27 protein-coding genes and 1 pseudogene are annotated in these 23493 nt (G+C 54.0%); 8 read left to right on the plus strand and 20 right to left on the minus strand.

Translation table 11 applies throughout. The features are described 5' to 3' along the window. Positions 1–221: 221 nt before the first annotated feature. On the minus strand, positions 222–467 hold the full coding sequence (locus tag BN1189_RS01015) for an IDEAL domain-containing protein (RefSeq protein WP_040224730.1): 246 nt from the start codon (positions 465–467) through the stop codon (positions 222–224). A 176-nt stretch (positions 468–643) separates the two neighbouring features. Between BN1189_RS01015 and BN1189_RS01020 the strand changes: the two genes are divergently transcribed. Next, positions 644–1156, plus strand: coding sequence for a competence protein ComK (locus tag BN1189_RS01020; RefSeq protein ID WP_040224732.1), 513 nt, complete (start codon positions 644–646; stop codon positions 1154–1156). Positions 1157–1162: 6 nt separating this feature from the next. Here the strand turns inward: BN1189_RS01020 and BN1189_RS01025 are convergent, their stop codons facing one another. Continuing rightward, the gene (locus BN1189_RS01025; RefSeq protein WP_040224734.1) at positions 1163–1534 is read right to left on the minus strand and encodes a hypothetical protein; all 372 of its coding nucleotides are present in this window, start codon (positions 1532–1534) and stop codon (positions 1163–1165) included. A 167-nt stretch (positions 1535–1701) separates the two neighbouring features. Between BN1189_RS01025 and BN1189_RS01030 the strand changes: the two genes are divergently transcribed. Further along, positions 1702–2478 carry an enoyl-CoA hydratase-related protein gene (locus BN1189_RS01030; RefSeq protein ID WP_040224735.1) on the plus strand — a complete coding sequence of 259 codons (777 nt, stop codon included), beginning with the start codon at positions 1702–1704 and terminating at the stop codon, positions 2476–2478. A 123-nt stretch (positions 2479–2601) separates the two neighbouring features. On the opposite strand, the gene BN1189_RS01035 is transcribed toward BN1189_RS01030, so the two are convergent. The 3 genes from BN1189_RS01035 to BN1189_RS15915 form a co-directional block, all read right to left on the minus strand. Next, complete coding sequence (locus tag BN1189_RS01035) at positions 2602–3060, minus strand: hypothetical protein (protein ID WP_040224737.1); 459 nt, start codon at positions 3058–3060, stop codon at positions 2602–2604. A gap of 237 nt (positions 3061–3297) precedes the next feature. Next, complete coding sequence (locus BN1189_RS01040; protein WP_040224739.1) at positions 3298–4890, minus strand: long-chain-fatty-acid--CoA ligase; 1593 nt, start codon at positions 4888–4890, stop codon at positions 3298–3300. Positions 4891–5038: 148 nt separating this feature from the next. Then, complete coding sequence (locus tag BN1189_RS15915) at positions 5039–5185, minus strand: hypothetical protein (RefSeq protein ID WP_179860872.1); 147 nt, start codon at positions 5183–5185, stop codon at positions 5039–5041. A 124-nt stretch (positions 5186–5309) separates the two neighbouring features. Here BN1189_RS15915 and BN1189_RS01045 point away from each other — a divergent pair, with 124 nt between their 5' ends. Further along, positions 5310–6503, plus strand: a complete 1194-nt coding sequence (locus BN1189_RS01045; RefSeq protein WP_040224740.1) for a cytochrome P450 family protein — start codon at positions 5310–5312, stop codon at positions 6501–6503. A gap of 86 nt (positions 6504–6589) precedes the next feature. On the opposite strand, the gene BN1189_RS01050 is transcribed toward BN1189_RS01045, so the two are convergent. The 3 genes from BN1189_RS01050 to BN1189_RS01060 all read right to left on the minus strand — a co-directional run bounded on the left by BN1189_RS01050 (position 6590) and on the right by BN1189_RS01060 (position 8013). After that, on the minus strand, positions 6590–7030 hold the full coding sequence (locus tag BN1189_RS01050; protein WP_040224741.1) for a GNAT family N-acetyltransferase: 441 nt from the start codon (positions 7028–7030) through the stop codon (positions 6590–6592). A gap of 322 nt (positions 7031–7352) precedes the next feature. Further along, positions 7353–7811, minus strand: coding sequence for a hypothetical protein (locus BN1189_RS01055; protein WP_040224743.1), 459 nt, complete (start codon positions 7809–7811; stop codon positions 7353–7355). Positions 7812–7824: 13 nt separating this feature from the next. Then, complete coding sequence (locus BN1189_RS01060) at positions 7825–8013, minus strand: hypothetical protein (RefSeq protein WP_040224745.1); 189 nt, start codon at positions 8011–8013, stop codon at positions 7825–7827. A gap of 127 nt (positions 8014–8140) precedes the next feature. Here BN1189_RS01060 and BN1189_RS01065 point away from each other — a divergent pair, with 127 nt between their 5' ends. Continuing rightward, entirely contained in the window at positions 8141–8470 is a 330-nt protein-coding gene (locus tag BN1189_RS01065; protein ID WP_040224746.1) for a four-helix bundle copper-binding protein, read from the plus strand. A gap of 150 nt (positions 8471–8620) precedes the next feature. Beyond that, the gene (locus BN1189_RS01070; protein WP_040224747.1) at positions 8621–8881 is read left to right on the plus strand and encodes a hypothetical protein; all 261 of its coding nucleotides are present in this window, start codon (positions 8621–8623) and stop codon (positions 8879–8881) included. Between the two features lie 257 nt (positions 8882–9138). Here BN1189_RS01070 and BN1189_RS01075 read toward each other — a convergent pair. The 6 genes and pseudogenes from BN1189_RS01075 to BN1189_RS01100 form a co-directional block, all read right to left on the minus strand. Continuing rightward, positions 9139–9252 (minus strand): annotated as a pseudogene (locus BN1189_RS01075) (NAD(+)--rifampin ADP-ribosyltransferase); the annotation flags it as partial. Between the two features lie 19 nt (positions 9253–9271). Continuing rightward, positions 9272–9733, minus strand: coding sequence for a hypothetical protein (locus BN1189_RS01080; protein WP_257125349.1), 462 nt, complete (start codon positions 9731–9733; stop codon positions 9272–9274). Between the two features lie 53 nt (positions 9734–9786). After that, complete coding sequence (gene arr, locus BN1189_RS01085) at positions 9787–10182, minus strand: NAD(+)--rifampin ADP-ribosyltransferase (RefSeq protein WP_040224748.1); 396 nt, start codon at positions 10180–10182, stop codon at positions 9787–9789. Between the two features lie 91 nt (positions 10183–10273). Then, on the minus strand, positions 10274–10840 hold the full coding sequence (locus tag BN1189_RS01090; RefSeq protein ID WP_143242224.1) for a hypothetical protein: 567 nt from the start codon (positions 10838–10840) through the stop codon (positions 10274–10276). Between the two features lie 64 nt (positions 10841–10904). Next, the gene (locus tag BN1189_RS01095) at positions 10905–11459 is read right to left on the minus strand and encodes a hypothetical protein (RefSeq protein ID WP_069201930.1); all 555 of its coding nucleotides are present in this window, start codon (positions 11457–11459) and stop codon (positions 10905–10907) included. A gap of 19 nt (positions 11460–11478) precedes the next feature. Continuing rightward, positions 11479–11739, minus strand: a complete 261-nt coding sequence (locus tag BN1189_RS01100; RefSeq protein ID WP_040224750.1) for an adhesin — start codon at positions 11737–11739, stop codon at positions 11479–11481. A gap of 411 nt (positions 11740–12150) precedes the next feature. On the opposite strand from BN1189_RS01100, the gene BN1189_RS01105 reads away from it, so the two are divergent. The 3 genes from BN1189_RS01105 to BN1189_RS01115 are packed head-to-tail and all read left to right on the plus strand — an operon-like array spanning position 12151 to position 15351. After that, positions 12151–13473: an efflux RND transporter periplasmic adaptor subunit gene (locus BN1189_RS01105; protein ID WP_052455557.1), complete on the plus strand. Its 1323-nt coding sequence runs from the start codon at positions 12151–12153 to the stop codon at positions 13471–13473. Next, on the plus strand, positions 13457–14137 hold the full coding sequence (locus tag BN1189_RS01110) for an ABC transporter ATP-binding protein (RefSeq protein ID WP_040224753.1): 681 nt from the start codon (positions 13457–13459) through the stop codon (positions 14135–14137). Before BN1189_RS01105 ends, BN1189_RS01110 begins: the two co-directional genes overlap by 17 nt. Then, a complete protein-coding gene (locus tag BN1189_RS01115) occupies positions 14134–15351 on the plus strand; it encodes an ABC transporter permease (protein WP_040224755.1) in 1218 nt (405 codons plus the stop codon). Before BN1189_RS01110 ends, BN1189_RS01115 begins: the two co-directional genes overlap by 4 nt. Positions 15352–15415: 64 nt before the next feature. Here the strand turns inward: BN1189_RS01115 and BN1189_RS01120 are convergent, their stop codons facing one another. The 6 genes from BN1189_RS01120 to BN1189_RS01145 all read right to left on the minus strand — a co-directional run bounded on the left by BN1189_RS01120 (position 15416) and on the right by BN1189_RS01145 (position 23335). Then, a complete protein-coding gene (locus tag BN1189_RS01120; protein ID WP_040224756.1) occupies positions 15416–17356 on the minus strand; it encodes a heavy metal translocating P-type ATPase in 1941 nt (646 codons plus the stop codon). Further along, entirely contained in the window at positions 17349–17678 is a 330-nt protein-coding gene (locus tag BN1189_RS01125) for an ArsR/SmtB family transcription factor (RefSeq protein WP_052455558.1), read from the minus strand. The genes BN1189_RS01120 and BN1189_RS01125 overlap by 8 nt, the downstream gene beginning before the upstream one ends. Positions 17679–18161: 483 nt before the next feature. Then, positions 18162–18473, minus strand: a complete 312-nt coding sequence (locus BN1189_RS01130) for a hypothetical protein (RefSeq protein ID WP_040224758.1) — start codon at positions 18471–18473, stop codon at positions 18162–18164. Between the two features lie 422 nt (positions 18474–18895). Further along, positions 18896–19444 (minus strand): GNAT family N-acetyltransferase, encoded by a 549-nt coding sequence (locus BN1189_RS01135; protein WP_040224880.1) that lies wholly within the window; start codon positions 19442–19444, stop codon positions 18896–18898. A gap of 224 nt (positions 19445–19668) precedes the next feature. Continuing rightward, positions 19669–21648, minus strand: a complete 1980-nt coding sequence (locus BN1189_RS01140; protein WP_040224881.1) for a S9 family peptidase — start codon at positions 21646–21648, stop codon at positions 19669–19671. A 127-nt stretch (positions 21649–21775) separates the two neighbouring features. Beyond that, complete coding sequence (locus BN1189_RS01145; RefSeq protein ID WP_040224759.1) at positions 21776–23335, minus strand: fatty acid--CoA ligase family protein; 1560 nt, start codon at positions 23333–23335, stop codon at positions 21776–21778. Positions 23336–23493: the final 158 nt, after the last annotated feature.

Here is a 23493-nt window from a genome sequence, read left to right on the forward strand (position 1 = left end):
GTTTGGTCGCGAGTGACGCGAGTTGGCCTCCAATCGCATCTTCTGTTTCGGTTGCCCCCCCTGCACTGGGCGTTTCCGCAGGTTGGATATGCGCCCGGAAAATCCGCTTAAAAACAGCGAACGCAAAACCGCCCGCTCCCAGGGCATCATTCCCTGACATGCGGACGGTTCCGGATCTTCATTTGGCTTCAACGGTCGTTCCTCCAATGGGTTGCGGCGTGTCAGTTCCCCGTGACGAGGTCGTCATCGAGGGTCTTCAATTGAGCGGTGTAGTCGAGGAAACCGGCTTTATCTCTCCGGTCGAGCGCCTCGTCGATCAAGCCGAGGAGACGGTTCCTCATCTGGTCGCGGTGCACATGCTTGAGGAACAGATCCATGTAAATGTCATTAAGCAGCTGCTCCCCCTGGCTCGCCCTGCCCTTGCCGACGGCCTTCAAAAACTCTGCGTACGAATAATACTGTTCCATTCCCTTCACCACCTGGCTCTTTTTCCTATTATATATGCAGGGAGGCGGTGGATGCAACTCCTTTTTTAGAAATTTCAACATTCGCGCTTTATTGCAAAGAGTAAGAAATAAGTCTTGTCTTAATCCCAGTTTCAGCTACAATAGGATATACAATGAACGTTTGAGGGGGCGCGGGCATGGAAATCAAAAAACTGTCATCTCCGTACTTTATCACCTTCGATACACTTTCTCTGGAGCCGACCAAAGTGGATGGAAAGCCGTACACGATCGTTACCGAAAAAAAAGAACAATTTCTGCTGGAAAGAAGGCCGCTCTATAATCTCAAGAAATCGTGTGAACTGTACGGCACCACACTGCGCCAGGCCGTCCAAACTTCAAGCCGGCTCATCGGAAACCATCATAAAGTGCCGGTGCTCATCGTTCAGGACCTCGGGATGCCCTGCATTCTGATGCCCACGCTCTCGCCGCAGTCGGAGGCGAACATCTGGATCGCCCTCCACGGCGTCGATGATTATTGGGGAGACTCCGCCGGCTGTGAAATCCGGCTCGAAAATGGAAACATCATCGAAACGGATGTGTCTGTCCAGACGATGAACAGACAATACGCGCTCGCCTGCCGCCTCGACAAGAAGTTCTCGCGCATGCAGTATTTCTTGCGGCATCCCGGATTCAACCGGGAGTTCACCTGATCCTCCTCAAAGACAAATCGCCCGGTCCCCCATCGTCAGGTAAACTCCTAGCAGCTCCTCCGACCGGTTTCTCAGACGGACGTTGAGATAGCGGCGGCGGTCTTCATATCCTTCGTGAATGAATACATATTCCGTGAACATGTCGTCATGATCGCCCTTGATGAGCTTCATCGAGCGCCGGCGCATGTACAGGCGGGATTCTTTCAGGTCCTTCTGCACGAGCTTTTCGGCCTCCGCCACCATGGCGAGGTACGGACGCTTGAGCTTGAACGGGCCTGTTTCGAATGCCTTCTTGTCGCGCTCCAGGATGATGAGCAGCATCGGCAGGTAGATCAGGTTTTCAAAATGGGGCAGCGCCTCCGACGGAATGAGCGGCATGATCCCTTCCTCCTTTTCTTCAGAAAGAAAAGAACGTCTGTTCGTATTTATATCTTACCCCAACTCCGGGCATGTATGCAATGGCCATTTTCTCCCGCCTGGTGGCGAATTTTGGCGCGTCATGGTATGTTTTACGAAACGGGGGATTTCATAAGGGGGAATTTCACATGGAAACAATTCGCTATGAACAGAAGGGCCATCTCGGCATCATCACGCTCGACCGCCCGTCTTCGATGAATGCATTCAACTATGACATGGTGTCAGAGCTCGGCCAGGTGATCGAATCGGTCCGCATCAACCCGGACATCCGCGTTGTTCTCCTCACGGGCGGAAACGGGCGCGCCTTCAGCGTCGGCGCCGACCTGAAGGAACGGAAGACGCTCACCGACGAGCAGGTGAAGCGCAATCTGTACAAAATGGGCGAAGTGTTCACGATGATCGAGAAGCTGCCGCAGCCGACGATCGCCATGATCAACGGCTTCGCATTCGGCGGCGGGATGGAGCTCGCGCTCGCCTGTGACTTTCGCATCGCTTCCTCTGAAGCAAAGATGGGTCTCACCGAAACGGGACTCGCGATCATCCCGGGGGCAGGCGGCACGCAGCGGCTCCCGCGGCTCATCGGCGAGGCGAAGGCGCTCGAGCTCATCCTGACGGCCAAGCGCATGACGGCCGAAGAAGCATACGGCTACGGCGTCGTCACAAAAGTCGCCGACCCGGACAACCTTTGGGAGACGGCGGGCGAACTCACCGACAGCCTCCTCGCCAACGGCCCGGTCGCCCTCCAGCAGGCGAAGTTCGCCGTGAAGAACGGCATGAACGCCGACCTGCAGACCGGCCTCGCGATCGAGCGGAAGGCATACGAAGTGACAATCCCGACCGAAGACCGGATCGAGGCACTGAATGCGTTCGCCGAAAAGCGGAAGCCGGAGTTCAAGGGGAAATAAAACAAGATAGAAGAAACCGCCGGACAAGCCGTCCCGGCGGTTTTTCAATTGAATCAGGAGCTTTGGGAGGGATGATGATCATAAGCGACACACTCGGGCGCGAAAGCGTCAACAACATAAAACTTAATCCCAATAATTAAATATAATTTCTCCAACCGTTTTTGGTTTCCAATAGGCAGCTTGTTTCAATTCGGCTTGATGTAAGGTATTTTCATTTTCGATGATAATGTTTTTACCTTGCTGCCGATACTTTACAGGCTCGTTCAGCTGTTCAAAACATAATACTTTATAATACGGACTGAAGATATTTGATAGCTCAATATCATCATTGAAAGGAAAGTTACGTTCATCTGCTTGACGGGAAGATGTAAACGCAACGAATGGATATTGGCTGTTAAGAAGGACGTGAACCCTTTTATTTTTCACGTTAATGATACATTCGTAAAAACTCTTCACAAAACCTTGGGTTTCAACAACTTCCACTTCATCTGAATCCAATAATGAATAACAAACTGCCTTAAACTCGCTCTCTTTAATTGATGGCGCTGGTAGAAACCCAGTAATTCCTGAACGTAAAATCATCCGTATCTCCCCTTAAAAACAGTACCTTGCTTCCCTGCAAATCGGCCCGGTTGTTGAACATCAGTCTTCATAGATATTCAGCGTGACGCGCCACAACGCCATGACATCAAGTGACCCCGTCCAAATCACGTCAATGTGAATCAGATCGTCGGCTTCCGCATCTCCCAACTGTAACGCCTCACTCGCCCTTTATTCAGCAAAAGACGATGCCGCTGCAGGCATCGTCTTTCCACGAAATCAGTTCACCTTCCTTGCCCCTTCCCAGAACATCTCCCGGAGCTTGAACTTCTGGAGTTTGCCCGTTGCGGTCTTCGGGAGTTCATCGACGATCTCCACCGACTTCGGTGCCTTGAAGTGGGCCATGTTGTCGCGGCAGTAGGTGATGATGTCGGCTTCCGTTGCGGAGTGGCCGTCTTTGAGTACGACGATCGCCTTCGGCACTTCCCCCCACTTTTCGTCCGGCACCGCGATGACGGCGGCTTCGATGACGGACGGGTGGCGGTAGAGCACGCCTTCGATTTCGGTCGAGGAGATGTTCTCGCCGCCGGAGATGATCATGTCTTTCGCACGGTCGCGGATTTCGATGTAGCCGTCCGGGTAAGTGACGGCGAGGTCGCCCGTATGGAACCAGCCGTTTTTGATGGCGTCGGCGGTCTTTTCCGGATCTTTGTAGTAGCCGTCCATGACGACGTTTCCGCGTGTGATGATTTCGCCGAGTTCCTGGCCGTCCCAGTCGACTTCGGTGCCGTCTTCGCGGACAACTTTCGTCTCGCCGTTGAAGGCGAGCTCGATGCCCTGGCGCGCCTTGATCATCGCCTGTTCGTCGGCCGTCTTGTCGTCGAATTCCTGTTTCCATTCATTGTACAGGATAAACGGCGACGTCTCGGTCAGGCCGTACACGTGCATCATGTTGAGGCCGAGCAGGTCCTGCGCACGTCCGATGAGGGCAGCGGCAGGCGGCGATCCGGCCGTCGCCATGCGCGGATTCACGGAGAGCTCCACTTCCTGCGCTTTCGGTTCGTTGACGAGCATGTTGACGACGGTCGGCGCGCCGCAGAGCAGGCTGATCTTCCTGTCTTCGAACAAGTCGAGGATGACGGACGGGACGACCTTGCGGAGGCATACATGGGTCGCGCCCGTCGCCGTGATCGCCCAGACGCCGCCCCAGCCGTTCGCGTGGAACATCGGAAGCGTGTGCAGGTAAACGTCATCATGATGGACCCCGAGGTGATACATGAAGTTGGCGGCATTCAGATAGTTGCCGCGGTGCGTCAGCATGACGCCCTTCGGCCTCGACGTTGTGCCGCTCGTGTAATTGAGTGTCAGGAGCTGGTTTTCGTCGATCTCCGCGTACGGAACAGGCGCATCCTCCGGAATTTCCCGGATGAACGTTTCATAATCGACCGCAGCCAGTCCATTCGTCTCGCCTTCCACTTCAACGACGATGATCTTCTCGAGCGAAAGCCGGTCCCGGATCTCCTCGATCGGCGCGCTGAACTCCTCGTCGACGATGAGCATCTTCGCGTCGCTGTGATTAATGATGTATTCCATGTCTGATGCGGTGACCCGGTAGTTGAGCGGCACCATGACCGCGCCCATCTGGCAGATGCCGTAGAAGCACTCGAGCATGTAGTGGGTGTTCGGCAGCATGACCGCCACGTGGTCCCCTTCGCGGATCCCCGCCTCTTGAAGAGCAACCGACAGCCGGTCCGCCCGCTCCCCGAATTCCTTGTAAGTGAATTCCTTGTCCCCGTCGATCACGGCGACCTTCTCTGGGTAATACTTCAGCGCCCTACGCTTCCAGTCCATCGGTGTCAATGCAGCAAACATGTCCCCGTCCCCCTTCGAATTTGTCTATACTATTTGAATAGTATAACAATATAGAATCAAAATCGCTACAGCCGATAATCAATCTTTGATTCCAAAAAGAATACCCGGCCGGCGCGCAGAGCAAAGCCGTCGGGTATGCAGGTTTTATTCAAATCAGGAGCAGGTACAGGCCCATCAGCAAGAAAGAAAGGACGGCGACGCACAGGCTGTACGCGTTCGACGAATGACGGACGGCTTCGGGGTAAATCTCCTTCACGGCAATCCGGTAGATCATGCCGACCGACAGGCTGATCAAAAAAGCGGACAGGTGGAGGTGTTCATCATTATGTTCACAGACCGGTGGCTATGTATGGTAGATTAGCGGAGCAAGTAAGAGGGAATTTATAAAGAAGGATCAAGCCCAGAGGAGGAAGAACGACATGAATCCGATCGAATCCATCCAGGAATCCATGTTCACCGACGCATTCCGGAAAAACCCCTATCCCGCGTATGCTGCGCTCCGCGACGAGGCCCCCGTCTTTCGCAAAATCCTGCCCGACGGCAACCGTGCCTGGTTCATCACGCGCTATGAGGATGCCATAGAGGCATTGCGGGAGCCGCGGTTCATCAAGGATTTCTCCAAGCTCTACGGAGGCTCTCCCGAATACAAAAGCGTGTTCACGCAGAACATGCTGTTTGCGGACATGCCGGAGCATAAGCGGCTTCGGAATCTCGTGTCGAGCGCATTCACCCCGAAGATGATCAACGGCATGCGGGACCGCATCCAGGAAATCGCCGATGAGCTGCTCGATGAGATGGAGGGAAAAGAACGCGTCGACCTGATCGATGAACTCGCCTTCCCGCTCCCGATCATCGTCATCTGCGAAATCCTCGGCATTCCCGCAGAAGACCGGGACAATTTCCGGATCTGGTCCAACGCCATGATCGAGGGTTCGGGCGGAGACTACGCCGGCGATATCGGACAGCATATGCAGGCGTTCGTGGAGTATCTCGGGAAGCGGTTCGCGATGCTGAGGGAGCATCCTGCCGACGACCTGATCAGCCGGCTCATCATCGCCGAAGAAGAAGGCGACCGGCTGACCGAGCAGGAGCTGTACGGCGTCGTCTCGCTGCTCATCATCGCCGGCCATGAAACGACGGTGAACCTCATCAGCAACGGCGTCATGACGTTGTTGCAGCACCCGGACCAGCTAAAGCTGCTGAAGGAACAGCCGGACCTGATCAAGAAGGCGGTCGAGGAAATCCTCCGCTTTGACGGGCCCGTCGAGTTCAGCACGTCCAGATGGGCCGGTGAGGATTTGGAGTTCAAGGGACAGCTGATGAAGAAAGGCGACCTCGTCATCATCATCCTGAACTCTGCCGACCATGACCCGGAAAAGTTCGACGATCCGGAAGTCTTTGACATCACGAGGAAGAAAAGCGTCCACCTCGCATTCGGATTCGGCATCCACACCTGCCTCGGCGCCCCGCTTGCCCGCCTGGAAGGCGAAATTGCCATCAGCTCATTCTTCAACCGCTTTCCGGAGAGCCGCCTGGGGACAGTGCCTGACGAGCTGGAGTGGCGGCCGGGCATGATCGTGAGAGGCGTGAAGGAACTGCCGGTGATCCTGTGAAAGCGGAATGTATGCGATAACCAGCACCCGTCGGGACGGGTGCTTTTTATTTCCAAATGAAAAAGGCGTGACAAGTCATTATGCGCCTACAAATCCAGTGTCTTCTTAAAGACATAGCTGACCTTGTCATATCCCATTTTTTCTTCGTAGAACCGATGGGCGTCGGTTCGCTGCAGTCCCGACGATAAGGCAACACTTTGATAGCCGTTATTCTCTGCCCAGTCATGCACATAGGAAAGAAGCTTTTCGCCGTACCCGGTTGAGCGTCTGGTTTCATCCGTCACCAAGTCACATACCCATACGAACCGCCCGTAATAAAGAGTGATCATCGGCTTGAATCCGGTAACCGCCACGAGATTCCCCTGATCATACAGCGCAAACAATCTGTACATGTCCCTCTGCATCGCCTCTGTCACCAGACCAAGATAAGTTTCTTCACCAAGATGCGTGCGCAATTGATTCATTACGGGAAACGCTTCCAGTATTTCTTTGTCGGTTTTGAGTTCACGGATCGACAGTGTGTCCATTGAGAATCCTCCTTTTCACCTTATGTCTCCCCGGCATTCCAGCCTGGCGAACCTTGCAGTTGTTCCGGTTCTTTACTGTTTATTCGGGAACAGCTTATTCCCGATCAAGCTTCCGATCCACGCTGAGACTCCAGCCACCACGGCCGTAATAAAAAAGTTGGTATCAGGTACAAGAAAATAATAAAGAAACATGATCACACCTACAAATACACCGGTAAACAGAGCCGTCCCAACACTCCCTTTTTCCATATCTGTCACCTCAATTTCACAGTAATCTTTCTTGCTTGGTCAGTCGCGCGAAGAAATTGTATCGAGCCTTACATTAATGCCAATCAAACGGTGTATACTCCGTTACTTCCCATTTCAAATTCTCGGAAAACAAGATCATCTCGACCGCGTTTATATAATCATCTGTAATCTTGTATCGATTGGAACCGATCATCACGCTGTTCCCATCAAAGCCCATATTGTAGGTTCCCTGGTCAGTTTCAAACACCATCGTGCTGGTGATGAGTGGCAGTTCATACGTCGAGATCTCCTTCATTTTCATTTGGATCGTCAAAAACCTTTCAATCAATGCCTCGCTTTTGATTTCTGTATGAACAGATTTCGTTATATATGGAATATCGCTGTAAACCAAAATTCGCTCAACTTGTTCATTCTCACCGATGAGGTCTGCGATCAATTCTTCATAAGTTGTTTTCTTGGAATGGTCATATAGGTAGTAGCCGACAGTAAGGACCAGGACTATGGCCAGAGCCGCGATCCTCTTTTTATCCATGCGCCCATCCCCCTTACTTTTTTTGCTCCCCTTGGAACACTCCAAAAGCGACAATTCCCAGCATCAGTCCCGCTCCGGATCCTAATGCGATGGCGAATACTCGGGAAACCGGTTCCATGAATATCCCCAAAAGCACACCGGCCGCAGTGCCGATCATCATTCCAAACGGGATGAACATGGTGATCCAATCTTTTCTTTTCATCTTGGTGCAGCCCCTTCTCGGAATTTCATCGTATGTCCTTTCCTGTCCTTCCTACATAGTCTCTGTTTCGCTCCCCGCTCATCGGGAAGACTAGCATTGTAGACAAATTCAACAGGAGGTCGATCCAATGCCACACGAACAGTACCAGGAACTTCTCAGTGTACTCCATGAATGCATGGAAGCCTGCAATCACTGCTTTGACGCCTGCCTAAAAGAAGAAGACGTCAAGATGATGGCCGAGTGTATCCGGCTCGACCGCGAATGTGCGGACATGTGCAGCTATCTGGAATCCGCCATTTCCCGCAACTCCCCGTTCGTTGCGCAGCTCGCCAAAGTGTGCGCAGAAATCTGCGAAGCCTGCGGCAATGAATGCAAGAAGCACGACCATGAGCACTGCCAGAAGTGTGCGGAAGCCTGCATGAAATGTGCAGAGGCATGCCGTAATGCAGCTGCCTGATACGTATATGGACCGAGAAAGCTCCTGAACAGGGGCTTTCTTTTTGGCCAGCTTTGTCGGTGAGCTGAAACCTATTGAGGAGCCAAATCGTAAAGAATAGCAGTGAACAAATTCAGATATGTAAATACGAAAATGAAAGGGTTTGACTTCATGGAACTTCCCCTGTTCGCCTCATTGTTGGTAAATATTGGACTTCTGCTTATCGTTTTCGGCCAATCCAAGAGAATCAAGATCTTGCAGGCAGAGAAAAAACGAGCCCTGCCCTATGAAAAAGATCAAGAGCTGATCAAATTGGTAAGAGAAAAAATCGATACCGTCGGCGACGTTAAAACCGTGAAATTCTTGAGAGAGACAAGAGGCATGTCGATGATTGATGCCAAGCATTTCGTGGATTCGGTGAAAAGTCAATAACATGCACCCAGTGCGCTCTTGTTATTGGGCTCCATCATCTTGATGCATTCCGGTCTCATTCACATTCCTCTATTTTACGAGTAACCACAGGAAAATTCACCTAGATCCACAGTCGAAACAATCAGGCGGTGAGTGCAGCTGGCTTCCAGTTACACTCGCCGCCTTTCCGATGACACTCGTGTCCCTTCCGATGACACTCAGCCCCTTTCCGATTACACTCGCGCCCCTTCGGATGACACTCGGCATTAAAATTGTATGGTCGGATTGCCCGGGAATCGCTTATCGGTGACGTTCGGATCGTTCTCGAATTCGCCCAGCGGCTCGACGATATAAATTCTTTCTTCCACTTCGGATGCAGCCAGTAGCTCCCCCATACGCCAATCCCGCCCATTAAAGGATCACCCCGTATCTATTCCGCTTTCCCATCCAGGAGCTTGCATCCCGCCACTTCAACTTCTCTGAAGAAATCCAGCTTACATTTGGAAAGCGCTCCTTCTCTTCATATATCCAATCGCCATCTTCAGCCCAATAGAATAGACCATTCCTGAAGTATAATTGGGCCTCATAGATAAGAGAGTCCTCATTGGCTGCACGTGGGGCAAGATGAAATGTTGTGACACCTCCGAAAAGCAGTTCAATCGCCGAAGGGCCTTTCCATTGCCTCTGAAAAAGGAACCGGGCCTTTGTATCACGCTCATCTGACATGTGCATGGCCAGATCGGAGTCTACAAACGCCTCGGTCCACAGATAGGATTCCTTCAAACAGCTGTCGTGGAAATGATCAAATCGTTCCAACAAGTGGTCAATATCTTTTCTCTCCCTGATTTCAATCCAATCCACGAATTCCTCCAATCCTATCTCTCCTCACTTTCTCTGAGTTCGCGCTTATGGAGTCAGTCTCCGGCTCAATCCTCTATGACCGCTTTCCCTTCTTCCCGCAGTTTTTGCAGCGAGGTGACCATATGATTAATCTGCTCGTCGGAATGCCGTTCCCACGCTCCCATTTCCGCCACGATCTTCAGCGGAGACTTGGAACGATAGGAACGGGTCGGATTGCCCGGGAATCGCTTGTCGGTGACGTTCGGATCGTTCTCGAATTGGCCCAGCGGCTCGACGAGGTAAATTCTCTCTTTCTCTTCGGATGCAGCCAGTTCGGCCCCCCACTTGGCCGCGTCCAGCGTGGCGGTGAAGTAGATATGATTTGATTTCTTGTCCTGGTAGTTCGATTGATACAACGGCTCCAGCAAATCACCGATCTTCAATTCCGCTTTCGTTCCGTGGAAGAAAGGACCGTGATCCAATACGTCTCTTTATCATTCATGTCCATCCGCCTCTCTGCTTTATGGATTTACTCTTGGCTGCACGAATAGCATTTCCTGCCAGGAATTGCTCCTATCGCTCCGCCTTCGCCTTCAGCAAATAAACGACCTCATATGGCTTGATTTCATCCAGATGACTTTCCGGGTCTTCATAAAATTCCGGTGTCAGCGTCCGCATGCTGCTTTTATTCGAATAGCAGAGATCCCCCAATACTCTTTCTTGTCCGCTCCATTCTTCACTGCCTGTGAAAGGCCCTGAGATGCTTGACAGTTTGTCCAGATCAATTGCTTCGTCATCGATATTGATGGAAGATCCTGTGTTTCCCCCGCTTTGAATGCCGAGATAAAAGACATTTTTCTCTTCGATGGCGGCGTTTCCGAAAATGATGGTGCCGTTCTGCTCGGCGGGTCCTCCTAGTTGGGCGAGATGTTCATTGACCAGTTGGCCGGATTCGTACTTTTCCACCCAGACGGTCACATTCTTGAAATCGGCGTCCAATTTAAAGTCAAACACCATTTGACCGTCCGAAAAGGTAGATAGAATCGCACTTTCCCTGTCGGACAGATCCGCAGGCTTGATCGTGTTTGTGCCCGCTTTGCTGCAGGCCGACAAAACGATCACCAGCACTGCCGTCAGCATCCATGCCGCGATCCTGAAAGTTTTCCTAATTCCCCCCAACCCCCTTCCCTTTATTTTGTTTGGCTCAATCGGCAAACTCCTTCAATAAGATATCCATTTCTTTCTCATCGTAGAAGCCGCAGCCGGAGAAGAACTTTTCAATCTCCATCGTTCCGTAGTCCATGAATTCGCCCATCCTGCATCCTTTCTTTAAAAATTTTATAAACAAGCCAATCAACAACCGGGCATATGGAACCGTGACCGGGAGCAGAATGACGGCGTACGCAGTTCCCCAGCCAAGCGTGCCAGCTACATTGAGCGTTTCAAAGCCGCCTCTGCTGATCGCCTCTCCTAACAGTGCGCCGGCTGTTCCGCTGTATAAAGCAATGAGCAACGCACAGGCCAGACTGATGAACCAAATTTTCTTTGCGAAAAGTTCTTTGTTCCTTCTGAAGGTTAGTCCAAGCCAGGCGAATGCCACTATGAACGGCGGAATTACGGACATATACAACCATTGCTCTCCCAAAACGGATATGATCCCGCCCGCAAGCGCCTGGCTGATGAACGAGAACAGCAACACTGTTACAATGCCGGCGCCTGCCCCGAATATCATTCCCTTTATCCCCAAATAGCTTTTCAAGGGACGTCTCTCCTTCCGATCAACTCCGCAACACAATCCCCCTGCCCTCCGGCCCTTCTTCCACGTCAAGCACGAGCAGGTCGGTATCCGTCAACTGGGCATCAACGGCGACCCGGATGCCTTTGATTGTTTGGACGACATCAAATTCCTGGGGTTCGTCAAATGTGATGGCGAACTGAGGTCCCTGCTCGCCCGCTTCCACTGTGAGCCGCAGTCCACCGAGGCCCCGTTCATTCAAGAATGATTCCAGAAGCTCCTTCGCTTCGTCTGTGATCATCATCTCTCTATCCCACCTTGTCTGTGTTCTGGTGCCTTCATTATAACGGAGTCCGTATTCCGTCGGCGATTTTCACGGATGCTTTTCCGGCAGCGGGATTTTCGCGGATGCAAAAGGCGGTTTCGCGGAGGCTTCCCGTCCCGTTCGGTTTCCTTTTCAAATTCATCGGCAAACCTGCAAAGTCTCTACTAAAAACATCAAAAATATAATAGCTGTTTACTCGGATTCTATCGTATAATGTAGATGAGGGTCACTTATCCAGTCTCTGCTAGTTTTTTGTGAACGGATGTATCGGGACTGGCAAGGGTCCTTCTTTTTTTCATGCCGAAAAAACTTAACATTCGCATGAAATGTTTCACCGCCGGCACCAAATATAGAGAAGCTGGCGGTGGCGATCAGAAGGAGGGGGAAAGATTGAGCAAGAAGGCAAAAGTCTGGACGATCATCATCGTCCTGGCACTCGTGATTCTCGGAGGTGCCGGATTCATTTTCAAGGACCGGCTGCTCGCTTCGGGAAGCATGTCGGAGGAGTTTGATGAGCCGGTGATGGTCCAGCCGGTCGAGTTGCAGGAACTCGGTGAGACGATCCTCGTCACGGGTCAGATCATCCCGAGCGACGAACAGAAGGTCTACCACGAAGCTGAAAACGGCGAAGTGAAAGAGTTCCTCGTCGCGGAAAATGATAAGGTCGAGGCGGGCACTCCGCTGTTCACCTATGACGATTCCGCGATCAATTCCGAATACAACAAGGCGGTCCGGTCGCGCGATTTGACGAAGAAGCGCCTGGCGATCGCCAACGATGAAATCACTACTGCGCAAAAGCAGCTGAAAGACATGAAGAAGAATCCTGAAGTGACGAAAGAAGAAATCAATGCCGCGTCCAAGGAGATTGTCAGCCTGGAGATGGAGATCGAAGGCATCAAGGACGAAGTGAGCTCCGCCCAGCAGTCGATCGACGAACTCGCCGTGCAAAAGGAAAAGCTGACGGTAAAGAGCAAGATCGACGGGACGGTCGTGAAGGTGAACAAAAATATCGAGCCGTCCGAAAACGGCGCTTCTGAACCGGTTGTCCACATCATTTCAAGCGGTCCGTTCAAAGTGATCGGGTCGATGAGCGAATTCGACACGGTGAAGGTCAAGCACGGACAGCCGGTCGTCATCCGCCCGAAAGTGTTCAAAGACCGGACTTGGGACGGGACGATCGAATCGGTCTCCCATTTCCCTGAAGGCGACCAGGGCGGGATGGAAGACTACGGCGGCGGAGGCGGAAACGTCACGATGTATCCGTTCACCGTCACGCTCGCCGGCGACACGGGCGACTTGCGGCAAGGGTTCCACGTGTCGCTTGAGATCAACGTCTCCGATCTGGAACAGAGCGAGCAGATCGCCATCCCTCACATGGCGCTCGACATGGATGAGGAAGGCAATGAGTTCGTCTGGGTGATTGGAGAAGACAATACGCTCGAAAAGCGGACGATTGTTCTCGGGGAGATGAGCGATGAATTCGCGGGCATCGCAGAGGGCCTTGAGCCGGGCGAGCTCGTCGTCACGAATCCGTATATCCTTCCCGAGAAGGAACTGGAGCCCGGGATGATCGTGGAGGATTACATGAATGAGCTCGAGGGCATGGAAGATTCCGAACTGATCGAGGAAGCCCCGGAAGAGTTGGAGGAAACGCCGGCGGAGGAAACCCCTGAAGCCGAAGCGGAGGATTCTGAACATGATGAAGCTGAGTAATATCAAAAAAGCATACGGCGCCGGCAGTCTGACCGTACCGGTGCTCCGGGGGCTGGACCTCGAGATCGGTGACGGGGAATTCGTCGCGATCATGGGGCCGTCCGGTTCCGGCAAGTCGACGCTCATGAACATCATCGGCTTCCTGGACAAGCAGACGGAAGGCGTTTATTCGCTGAACGGCGAGGACGTGAAGGCGGCGAACGAGAACAAGCTGGCCCGCTTGCGCAACGAGCATATCGGCTTCGTGTTCCAGCAGTTCTTCCTGCTCCCCCGCCTGAACGCCCAGAAAAACGTGGAAACGCCGCTCATTTACTCCGGCGCATCGAAAAAAGAGCGCGCCGAACGCGCCCGCAGCCTGCTTGAGAAAGTCGGACTCGGCGACCGGATGGGTCATCTGCCGAGCGAGCTGTCCGGCGGCCAGAAGCAGCGCGTCGCGATCGCCCGCGCGCTCATCAACCATCCGTCCGTCATTTTGGCGGATGAGCCGACCGGTGCGCTCGACTCCAAAACCGGCGCTCAGATCATGGAACTCCTCACCGAACTGAACCGCGAAGGCAAGACGGTCATCATCGTCACGCACGAGGAAGAGATCGCGGCATACGCCGACCGGGTCATCGTCCTGCGTGACGGGCTCATCGTCGAAGACAGGATGGTGACGGCATGAACATCTGGGAAGGATTCGTCGTCGCCTTGTCATCGATTTGGAACCATAAAGTCCGTTCGATCCTGACGATGCTCGGCATCATCATCGGCGTGAGTGCGGTCATCATCGTCGTCGCGATCGGCGACGGAGCGCGCAAGCAGATGTCGGACGAGCTGTTCAGCACAGATGACAACGCGGTCCCGATTTACTTTGAAGGGACCGGCATCGAGGAAAACGGCGAGATGATCTGGGTGGAACAGCCGGACCTGACGGGTGAACAGCTCGACGAAGTGAAGCAAGTGCCCGGCGTCAAGCACATTCTCGCGACGAACAGCGGCTGGGGCTCGATGGTGTACAACGAACATACCGCTGACATGCAGATGACCGGCGTCGACAACCAGTATTTTATTGCGAAGGACATCAAGCTTCTTGAAGGCCGCCGGCTGAATACGCGTGACAACGACAGCTATTCGCGCGTCGTCATGATCGATTCGCTCACCCGGGAGAAGATGTTCAAGCCGGACGAGGAAGCGGTCGGCGCCATCATCGAGATCGAAAGCAATCCGTACAAAGTGGTCGGCGTGTATGAAACGACGCTGCCGCCCGAATTCCAGCAGCTCGAGGACTTTTCCAACGGTGAGATGCTCATGCCGCGCACGCTCATTTCGATGATGTTCGGCGCTCCTGAGATCGATACGATCAGCGTCATCGGGGATAACCCGGAGACCCTGTTCGACACCGGCAACATGGCAGCCGACAAGCTGAATGAACTGACGGCAATCGAAGGCGGCATGTTCGTTGCCCAGGATATGACCGAATTCGCCGAGGAATTCGACTCCTTCTACATGACGATCACCCTCTTCATCAGCAGCATCGCCGGCATCTCGCTTCTCGTCGGCGGCATCGGCGTCATGAACATCATGCTCGTCTCGGTCACCGAACGGACCCGGGAAATCGGCCTGCGAAAAGCGCTCGGCGCCACCCGCCGCCAGATCCTCGGACAATTTCTGATCGAGTCGGTCACCCTGACGTCACTCGGCGGGCTGATCGGCATCGGCTTCGCGGCGCTCGTCACCGCCGTCGCGGCGCAGTTCCTGCCGTTCTCTCCGCTCATCAACCCGGTCGTCGTCCTGGTCGGCATCCTCTTCTCGTCATTCACGGGCATCGTGTTCGGCATCCTGCCGGCAAACAAAGCTTCCAAGCTGAGCCCGATCGATGCGTTGAGGTATGAATAAATGCATAGCAAAGCCGGAGCCCGCGAACATGCAGGCTCCGGCTTGTTTTCATTTGTTGTGACGATCAGGTTTCCAGGCCCTTGAGCATCCTCAGGCCGTTCAGGATGACTGCAAGCGTGCTGCCTTCGTGGATGACGACCGCGGCGGTCATGTTCATGTTGCCGGTCATATTTACGATGACGAGGAACACGACGACCGCCAATGCAATCGAGATGTTCTGGATCACGAGCCGGCGCAGTTTCTTCGCAACCCGGTGGGTGTAGGAGAACTTCGTCAGATCGTTTTTCATGAGGACGGCGTCGGCTACGTCGATCGCAATGTCCGTCCCTTCCCCCATCGCCACGCCGACATCCGCCGCCACAAGCGCCGGCGCATCGTTCACTCCGTCCCCGACCATCGCGGTGACCGGATAGGTCTTTTTCAGATCGGCGACGATGCTCGCTTTTTCTTCGGGCATCACATTGCCGCGCACTTCATCGATTCCGAGCACCCGGCCGATCGCCTGGCCGGTGCGTTCGGCATCACCCGTAATCATGACCGTATGGATATCCTGTTCTTTCAAATAGCGGATCGCTTCCTGCGAAGTTTCTTTCGGCACGTCCTGGATGGCGAGCAACCCAAGCACTTCTTCGTCGTTGCCGAAATAAACGACTGTTTTCCCTTCCTTTTCGAAAAGCTCGGTCTGCCGGATGAATAGCTCGGGAATCGTTTTGTAGGAGCTCGGCTTGCCGATCTTATAAAGCGTGCCGTCCGCTTCCGCGACGAGTCCGGTGCCGATCAGGTTTTCCACTTCCAGGTCAAGCGGAGCCATGTCCGGGTAGTGCTTCAGGATTGCCTGCGCGAGCGGATGATTGGACTTGCTTTCCATCGAGACGATGATCCGGGCAAACGCATTCTCCTGCTCTGTCGTTACGTGGTCACCGAAATACGTATCGGTCACGGACGGCTTCCCGGTCGTCAGGGTTCCGGTCTTATCGAATGCCACCGCTTTCAGGTCAGACAGGTTCGACAAATAGGATCCGCCCTTGAACAGCACGCCGCGCTTCGCCAGGTTGCTGATCGACGACAGGGTGGCCGGTATATCGGTCGCCGCAAGTGCGCAAGGCGATGTGGCAATAAGGAAGACCATCGTCCGGTAGAAGCTTCCGTAGGCGCCCCACCCGAACGCATAATAGCCGAGCAGGTAGAAAAACGGAGTGAGCAGCAGGACGACTTTGACGTACACCGGCTCCAGCCGCTTGATGAACGCGGCGGTCCTCGACACGTTGTTCTGCGTCTGGCTGACGAGCTGGATGATCTTTGAGATCACCGTATCGGCGCTGTCTTTCGTCACTTCCATCGTCATCGTCCCGGTGCCGTTGATCGTGCTGCCGAACAGGGCATCGCCCGCCCTCTTCTCAACGGGCATGCTTTCTCCCGTGATGGACGCCTGGTCGACAGACGAGTTTCCGGATAAGACGATCCCGTCAGTCGGAATCTGGTCGCCGTTCAGGATGGACAGCCGGTCGCCGATATTCAGCGCAGAAACGTCGACAGTCTCGATCGTCCCGTCCGGATTGATCCGTCTGGCGGTTGTCGGATTCAATTTCAGGAGCGCCGTGATTTCCTTGTTGCTTTTGCTTTCCGCGTAATGCTCCAGGAAGTGGGCCCCGGCAAAGATCAGGATCAGGAGCGCCGCTTCCCGGTAGTCCCCGATGATGACCGCTCCGATTGCAGCGAGGGTCATCAGGATATGGACGTTCGGCGTGAATTTCTTTTTCAGCGCCGTCTGCCTGAACGTGTCGGCGAACCCTTCGATGATGATATGGTAGCCGGACACGACGAGCGCGGTGAGATACAGAATCGCCTGCCAAATGTCGGAACCGACAAACAGCCCGATCAGAAAAGCGGCCAGCCCGGTGAAATACAGGATAACGGCGAGATTCCCGCCGTGCTCATGATCATGGTCGTGATCATGATTGTGTCCGCAAGATCTGGCGGCATGATTCGTCGTCAGCTCACTCATAGTTGTAGATCTCCTTTACGTGTTCGATCGCCATATGGAAAATCTGATGGACATGGTCATCATCCAGCCGGTAAATCATTTCCCGGCCCTGTTTCTGATTCCGGACCAGCCGCGCCAGCTTCAGCTCCCTGAGCTGATGCGATACCGCGCTCTGGGACACCTCCAGCCGGTTGCTGATCTCCGTCACCGTCAGCGACTGCTGCTTCAGCAAATAAAGAATCTTGATGCGCGTCGGATTCGACAGCGCCTGGAACAGATTCGCCATGTCCTGTTCCACTTCCGCACTCAGCATTTCCGTTTCTTGGATTTCCTTTCGGCCCATCATCCCCGTCCCCCTGTTCTTATTCATTAATATATGATGAATTGTTCATATGTTGATGGGTTTATTGTACGCTATCGGGAACGGGAAGTCTATTAGGGGATGTGTGGGGTTTTAAGAGGTGGAGTCCGGGCGCGGAAAAGCCGGGCAGCGCATGCGGGCTGCCCGGCTGGTCTCAAATATTCCTCCTAGAATTATTACGATAGCTTCTCTTCGTTTATTTAGAAGTCTTGCTTCGCAGATACCTTAGACCTTCCTTTTGGTCATATATCCGTCCCACTTCATAATTTTCACAACTTTTTTGAACTTGGCGAATCAGTTCCTGATCTTCGAAAACATGATCACTCTCCATTTGGCTCACGGCTTTCCTATTCCGTTTCATCTTTAAGAAACACCACCCAGTTTTTTGACTTCAGGCGGCTTGCCCGTTTAGGTCGGAATTTCTCGCAATCAGGGACTACTCGTAGGACAGATTCCTCGTTACTTTCAGAATTGACCCTCGAAGTTTTCTGGAACAATTTCTTTGAGGTTATATTGTCCAGGCTTCTTTTCTTCATAGCGGATCAAATAGTTGTTTCCTACCTCAAGCAGAGCCCATACGCTGAAGGTTTCGATGTAGACTCGCTTGCTGTCCTCCAGGATTATCCACTGCTCCTTTTGATTGTTCTCTTTGCTGATCACCTTGGCTTGCTCGGTTGTTGATTCTAGATGATTGTTTTGACTAAAAACATAAATGGGAACCAAAGAAACGAGAAGAAGAATAAAAAGAGAAATAACCAGTGCCTTATGTTTCTTCAAATAGAATCCTCCTCTCCTCTGTATTGGTAAGTCAGTAATACCATGAGTGTTGTGCCGATGCAGTATTATATCCGCTTCCACTACTAACGCTGATGTTAATATATTTTATTGATACGCCAAGCGAACCGGGGAATAATTGTAGTAGGTAGTTTTCTGGAACAGACACCCAAACCACGTATATTATATTCTACCCACACCCCTGTATTTTTTACTTGTCATAATAATACTCAAATTTTGGTAATATTTTAATGGGCTATTTGTACTGTTTATGTTGACCAGAAAGCGTCCTGCAACCAACGAGCTTTAGGCGTAATTTATGCCACATATCCCCTTCCTTGACCCTTTCTATGATCAACATTCCTCATCCCCTTCTCAATCTAAAAAAGCCGGCGCATCCTCATTGGACACGCCGGCTTTCTCCCTTACTTCTCTCTATTCAGCTCTTCCCACTCTTCCCGCAGCATCCCCATCCGGATCGAGTCGTAATATTCTCCGTTCCAGTAGCGGACTTTTCGGAGGCGGGCTTCCATTTTGAAGCCGAGCTTTTCGCCCGCGCGGATCATGCGTTCGTTGCCGGACCAAGTTGTGTATCCGGTGCGGACGAGCGGCATCGTATTAAACAGGTGGTCGTTCCACATCCGGAGGGCGGTCGTGCCGATGCCGCCTCCCCAGTGTTGCGGTTCGTAGATGACGATGCCCATCTCGAGCCAGCGGGATGGCTCGTGTTCCCAGTACCAGCTGACCATGCCGATGACGTCGCCGCCGCGTTCGATCACCCAGAAGTCGTCCTGGCCGACGAGATTGGCCCGTTTCTCTTGGAATGCTTCCCATGTCATCGTGGAGTGAGGATAATACGGGGCGTCCCAGCGCTTCCATTCGGGGTCTTTGTCCCGGAAGCTGAGTTCCCAGAGCCGCCGGAGGTCTTCTTCGTGGACCGGTCGGATGGTCGTGCCGTTTTCGGTGTAGCTCAACTGCCTATTTCCTTTCTGCCAAGCGCCGTCGTCCGGCGCTTTCTTTAGTTTCGCGGCCTTCAGCTTTAGTTTCGCGGCCTTCAGCTTTAGTTTCGACGCCTTCAGCTTTAGTTTCACGGACTCCAGCTTTAGATTCGACTCCGTCAGCTTTAGTTTCGGAGCCTCCAGCTTTAGTTTCGACTCCGCCAGCTTTAGTTTCGCGGCCGCTCCCGCCCTTTACCTTCTCACAAATACTTTTCGAACCAGCCTGTGATTTCTCCGAGCCGCTCGATGCGGAGGTTCGGCAGGCCGGCGCGGGACAGGTTGTGGTCGGCGTTCGGGAAGCGGACGAATTCGGTTTCTTTGCCCATGTGCTTGAGCGTGATGAAGAGTTGCTCGGCCTGCTCGATCGGGCAGCGGAAGTCGTTTTCGCTGTGCAGGATGAGGAGCGGGGTCTTGACGTCCGCCGCGTATTTCAGCGGGGAGATGTCCCATAGGGCTTCGACGTCGTCCATGACGGCGCGGTGTTGCCATTCGCTGAAGTAGTAGCCGATGTCGGACACGCCGAAGAAGCTGATCCAGTTCGAGATCGAGCGCTGGGTGACGGCGGATTTGAACCGATCGGTGTGGCCGACGATCCAGTTCGTCATGAATCCGCCGTAGCTGCCGCCCGTGACGCCGAGACGGTCCGGATCGATCCAGTCGCAGTGCTCCAGCGCATAGTCGACGCCGGCCATGATGTCTTCGTAGTCCCCGTTGCCGTAGTCACCGCGGACCGCATCGACGAATTCCTGGGAGTAGCCGTGGCTGCCGCGCGGGTTGACGTACAGGACGCCGTATCCTTTCGCCGCGAGCAGCTGCATTTCGTGGAAGAACGAATTGGCGTACATCGTGTGCGGGCCGCCGTGGATTTCGGTGATGAGCGGGTATTTCTGCCCTTCCTCGAATCCGGCCGGCTTCATGATCCAGCCGTGCACGTCCCAGTCTTTCGGCCCCTTGTATACGATCGGCTCCGGTTTGACGAGTTCGTGTTCGCCGAGGAATTCCCCGTTGAATGAAGTGAGCGCATTGCGGCTGCCCGAGGAGATGTCCTGGACGGCAAGCTCGCCCGGATTTACCGGGTCGCTCACTGCAATGATCGCCGTTTTGCCGTCACGGGAGATATCATAGCCGTAGACATGCTCGTCTTCCGGTGTGGCCGGGTACAGTTCGCCTTCGAGCGTCGCGTAGTACAGGCGCACGTCGCCCATCGTCGACACCTGGAAATAAAGCGAGTCGTTGCCCGCCCAGACGACGGCCGGCGCGTCGGCTCCCTGCTGGAAGTCGGCGACCGCCATGTCGCCGACCGGCGCGTCGAGTGACTCGGTGAGGACAGTGCGGGTGCCGGATTCAACATCGTACACATGCACATCGGCATGCGTCGCGTTTTCAAGCCGGCGGTCGGCGCCGATGAAAGCGATTTTCTTTCCGTCCGGAGAGAATGCCGCCCCGCCGTAGTAGCCTTCTTCGTCGATGATGACGGTTTCTTCCTTCGTTTCGGCGTCCGCAACATACAGCGTACCGCGGAATTCGAAGTCCTGGTTTTCCGCGCGGTTCACACTGAAGACGATCTGCTTGCCGTCCGGCGAAATAGCATTCAGCGCGTGCTGGTGGTCGCCTTTCGTGAACTGCGTCACTTCGCCGCTCTCCAAGTCCACCGAACCGATCTGGCGGAACTGGTCTTGAGGCAGCAGACCGAGGCCGTCCGCCTTGTATTTCATTTTCGTGACGCGGACCGGTTCCGGCTTCTTGTCATCCTTCTTCTCTTCTTCCTTGTCCGTGAACGTCTTGTCCTGCTTGACGGCGCCGTTCACCCAGATCTTCTTGCCGCACGGCGACCAGACGAATGAGGAAACACCGTTCGCAAATTCGGTCACCTGCTCGGCTTCCCCGCCTGCCGTCTGCAGACGGTACAGCTGGTTTTTGCCGTCGCGGTCGGAGAGGAACGCAATCTGTTTGCCGTCCTCGGACCAGGCCGGCTGGCTCGTCCTGCCCTTGCCGTGCGTCCACTGCGTCACTTTGCCGCTCTTCAGGTCGGCGTGGAACAGGTTCGAGACATACTTGTTCTCTTCCTTGTCCATATGTGTCCGGATGAACACCGCCTCATTGCCGTCCGGCGAAAGATTCGGATTCGTCACCGAATACAAGTCGAACAGCGACTCCGCGGTGATTTTATTTTTCGTCATCATAAACTCCCCCTTTTGAAAAACCTATCAATAGTCTAAACTATTTCGAGTTGCGGAACAACTTAAAATAAGGGCGAAATCAAAGAAGACCGGGGAGCCCCGCTCCACCGGTCTTCCATCTCTCCATTCATCGGCTGTTCGTCGCCATGTCTTTCAGCGAGCGGCGAAGGATCTTGCCGGTCGTGTTTTTCGGCAGCTCCTCAAGGAACTCGATTTCAGCCGGGATTTTGTACTTCGCGAGTTTCGCGGCACAGAATCCTTTCAGCTCATCGACGGTCGTCGGGTCGCCCTCTTTTTTCACGACGTAGGCGCGGATCGCTTCTCCGTAGTTCGGATCCGGGATGCCGACGACGGCCGCTTCGACGACGGCCGGGTGTTCGTACAGCACTTCTTCGACTTCGCGCGGGTAGACGTTGTAGCCGCCGACAATGACAAGGTCTTTCTTCCGGTCGACGATGTAGAAGTAGCCGTCCTCATCCTGGCGAGCGAGGTCTCCGGTGTAGAGCCAGCCGTTCCGGAGGGCCACCGCCGTCTCTTCAGGCAGCTTGTAGTAGCCTTTCATGACATTCGGTCCCTGGACGATGAGTTCGCCGACTTCCCCGACCGGCACATCCTCACCGAATTCATCGACGACCCGGTTCACGACGTTGACGATGTTCGTGCCGATCGAACCCGGCACCCGGTCGCGGTCAAGCGGGTTGAAGCATGTGACCGGGGACGCTTCGCTCAGTCCGTAGCCTTCGGACACGCGGACGTCGAACTTCTCCTCGAAGTTATGGAGCAGCGCGACCGGGAGCGACGAGCCGCCGGATATGGCGAGCCGGACGGAATCGAAGTCTTCCTTTTTGCCTTCCGGATACTGGTACATGAAGTTGTACATCGTCGGCACGCCGGCGAAGATTGTCGCCTTTTTCTCGCGGATGAGCCGGAACACGTCCGACGGGCTGAACTTTGGAGCGATCAGCACTTCGGCTCCGCGCAAAAGCGGTGCGTTCACGACGACGGTCAGGGCGAACACGTGGAACACCGGCAATGTCGCGACGACCCGGTCATCGGGGCTGAAGCCGAGGTAGTCGGCGACGTCCCGCGCATTGGAATACAGATTCCTGTGCGTGAGCATCGCGCCTTTCGGATGCCCGGTTGTCCCGGACGTGTACAGGATGATCGCCGTTTCGTCCGGATCCGCTTCCTTCACCTCCGTGTAACCCGGCGCCCCCGCAACAACCTGTGTAAACGGTTTCACTTTGCCGCGCACGGATTCCGGCAGTTCGGCGATTTTTTGCGGCGTGTCCGGCTGCAGTTCGCAGACGATGTACGACTCAACGGCCGGGAATGCGCCCGCCGCCTTTTCGATCATCGGAAGCAGCGCATCGAGCGCGATGACCGTCTTGGCGTCGCTGTTGTTCACGATGAACGCGATCTCCTCCGGCGAGTAGATCGGATTGACCGGAACAGCGGTCGCCCCGAGGCGCATCGTCGCATAAAGCGAGATCAGGAAATGCGGCGTGTTGCCGAGCAGGAACGCCACCTTGTCCCCTTCCCCGATGCCAAGCTGCGAGAGGCCTGCGGCGAACCGTCCGACGGTTTGGTCAAACTCCGCATAGGTCGTGTCCTTGCCCATGAAATGATAGGCGATCTTGCCCGGTTCCTCCTGAGACGTCTGGTGGACGCGCGTCACGAGATTCATATGATCATCCCCCTTTTGTTGAATGAATAGTCATTCATTTTAATCCCCAAGTCTCATTATATAAGAATAATTTCGACAATACAACCCGCCGAACGACAAATGGCTCCTTCATTTTCAGGCCGGACAGGCACATTCAAAAGAAGCGTTATCTTTATCGG

The sequence above is a fragment of the Bhargavaea cecembensis genome (genome assembly GCF_000826125.2).
GTDB lineage: Bacteria > Bacillota > Bacilli > Bacillales_A > Planococcaceae > Bhargavaea > Bhargavaea cecembensis_B.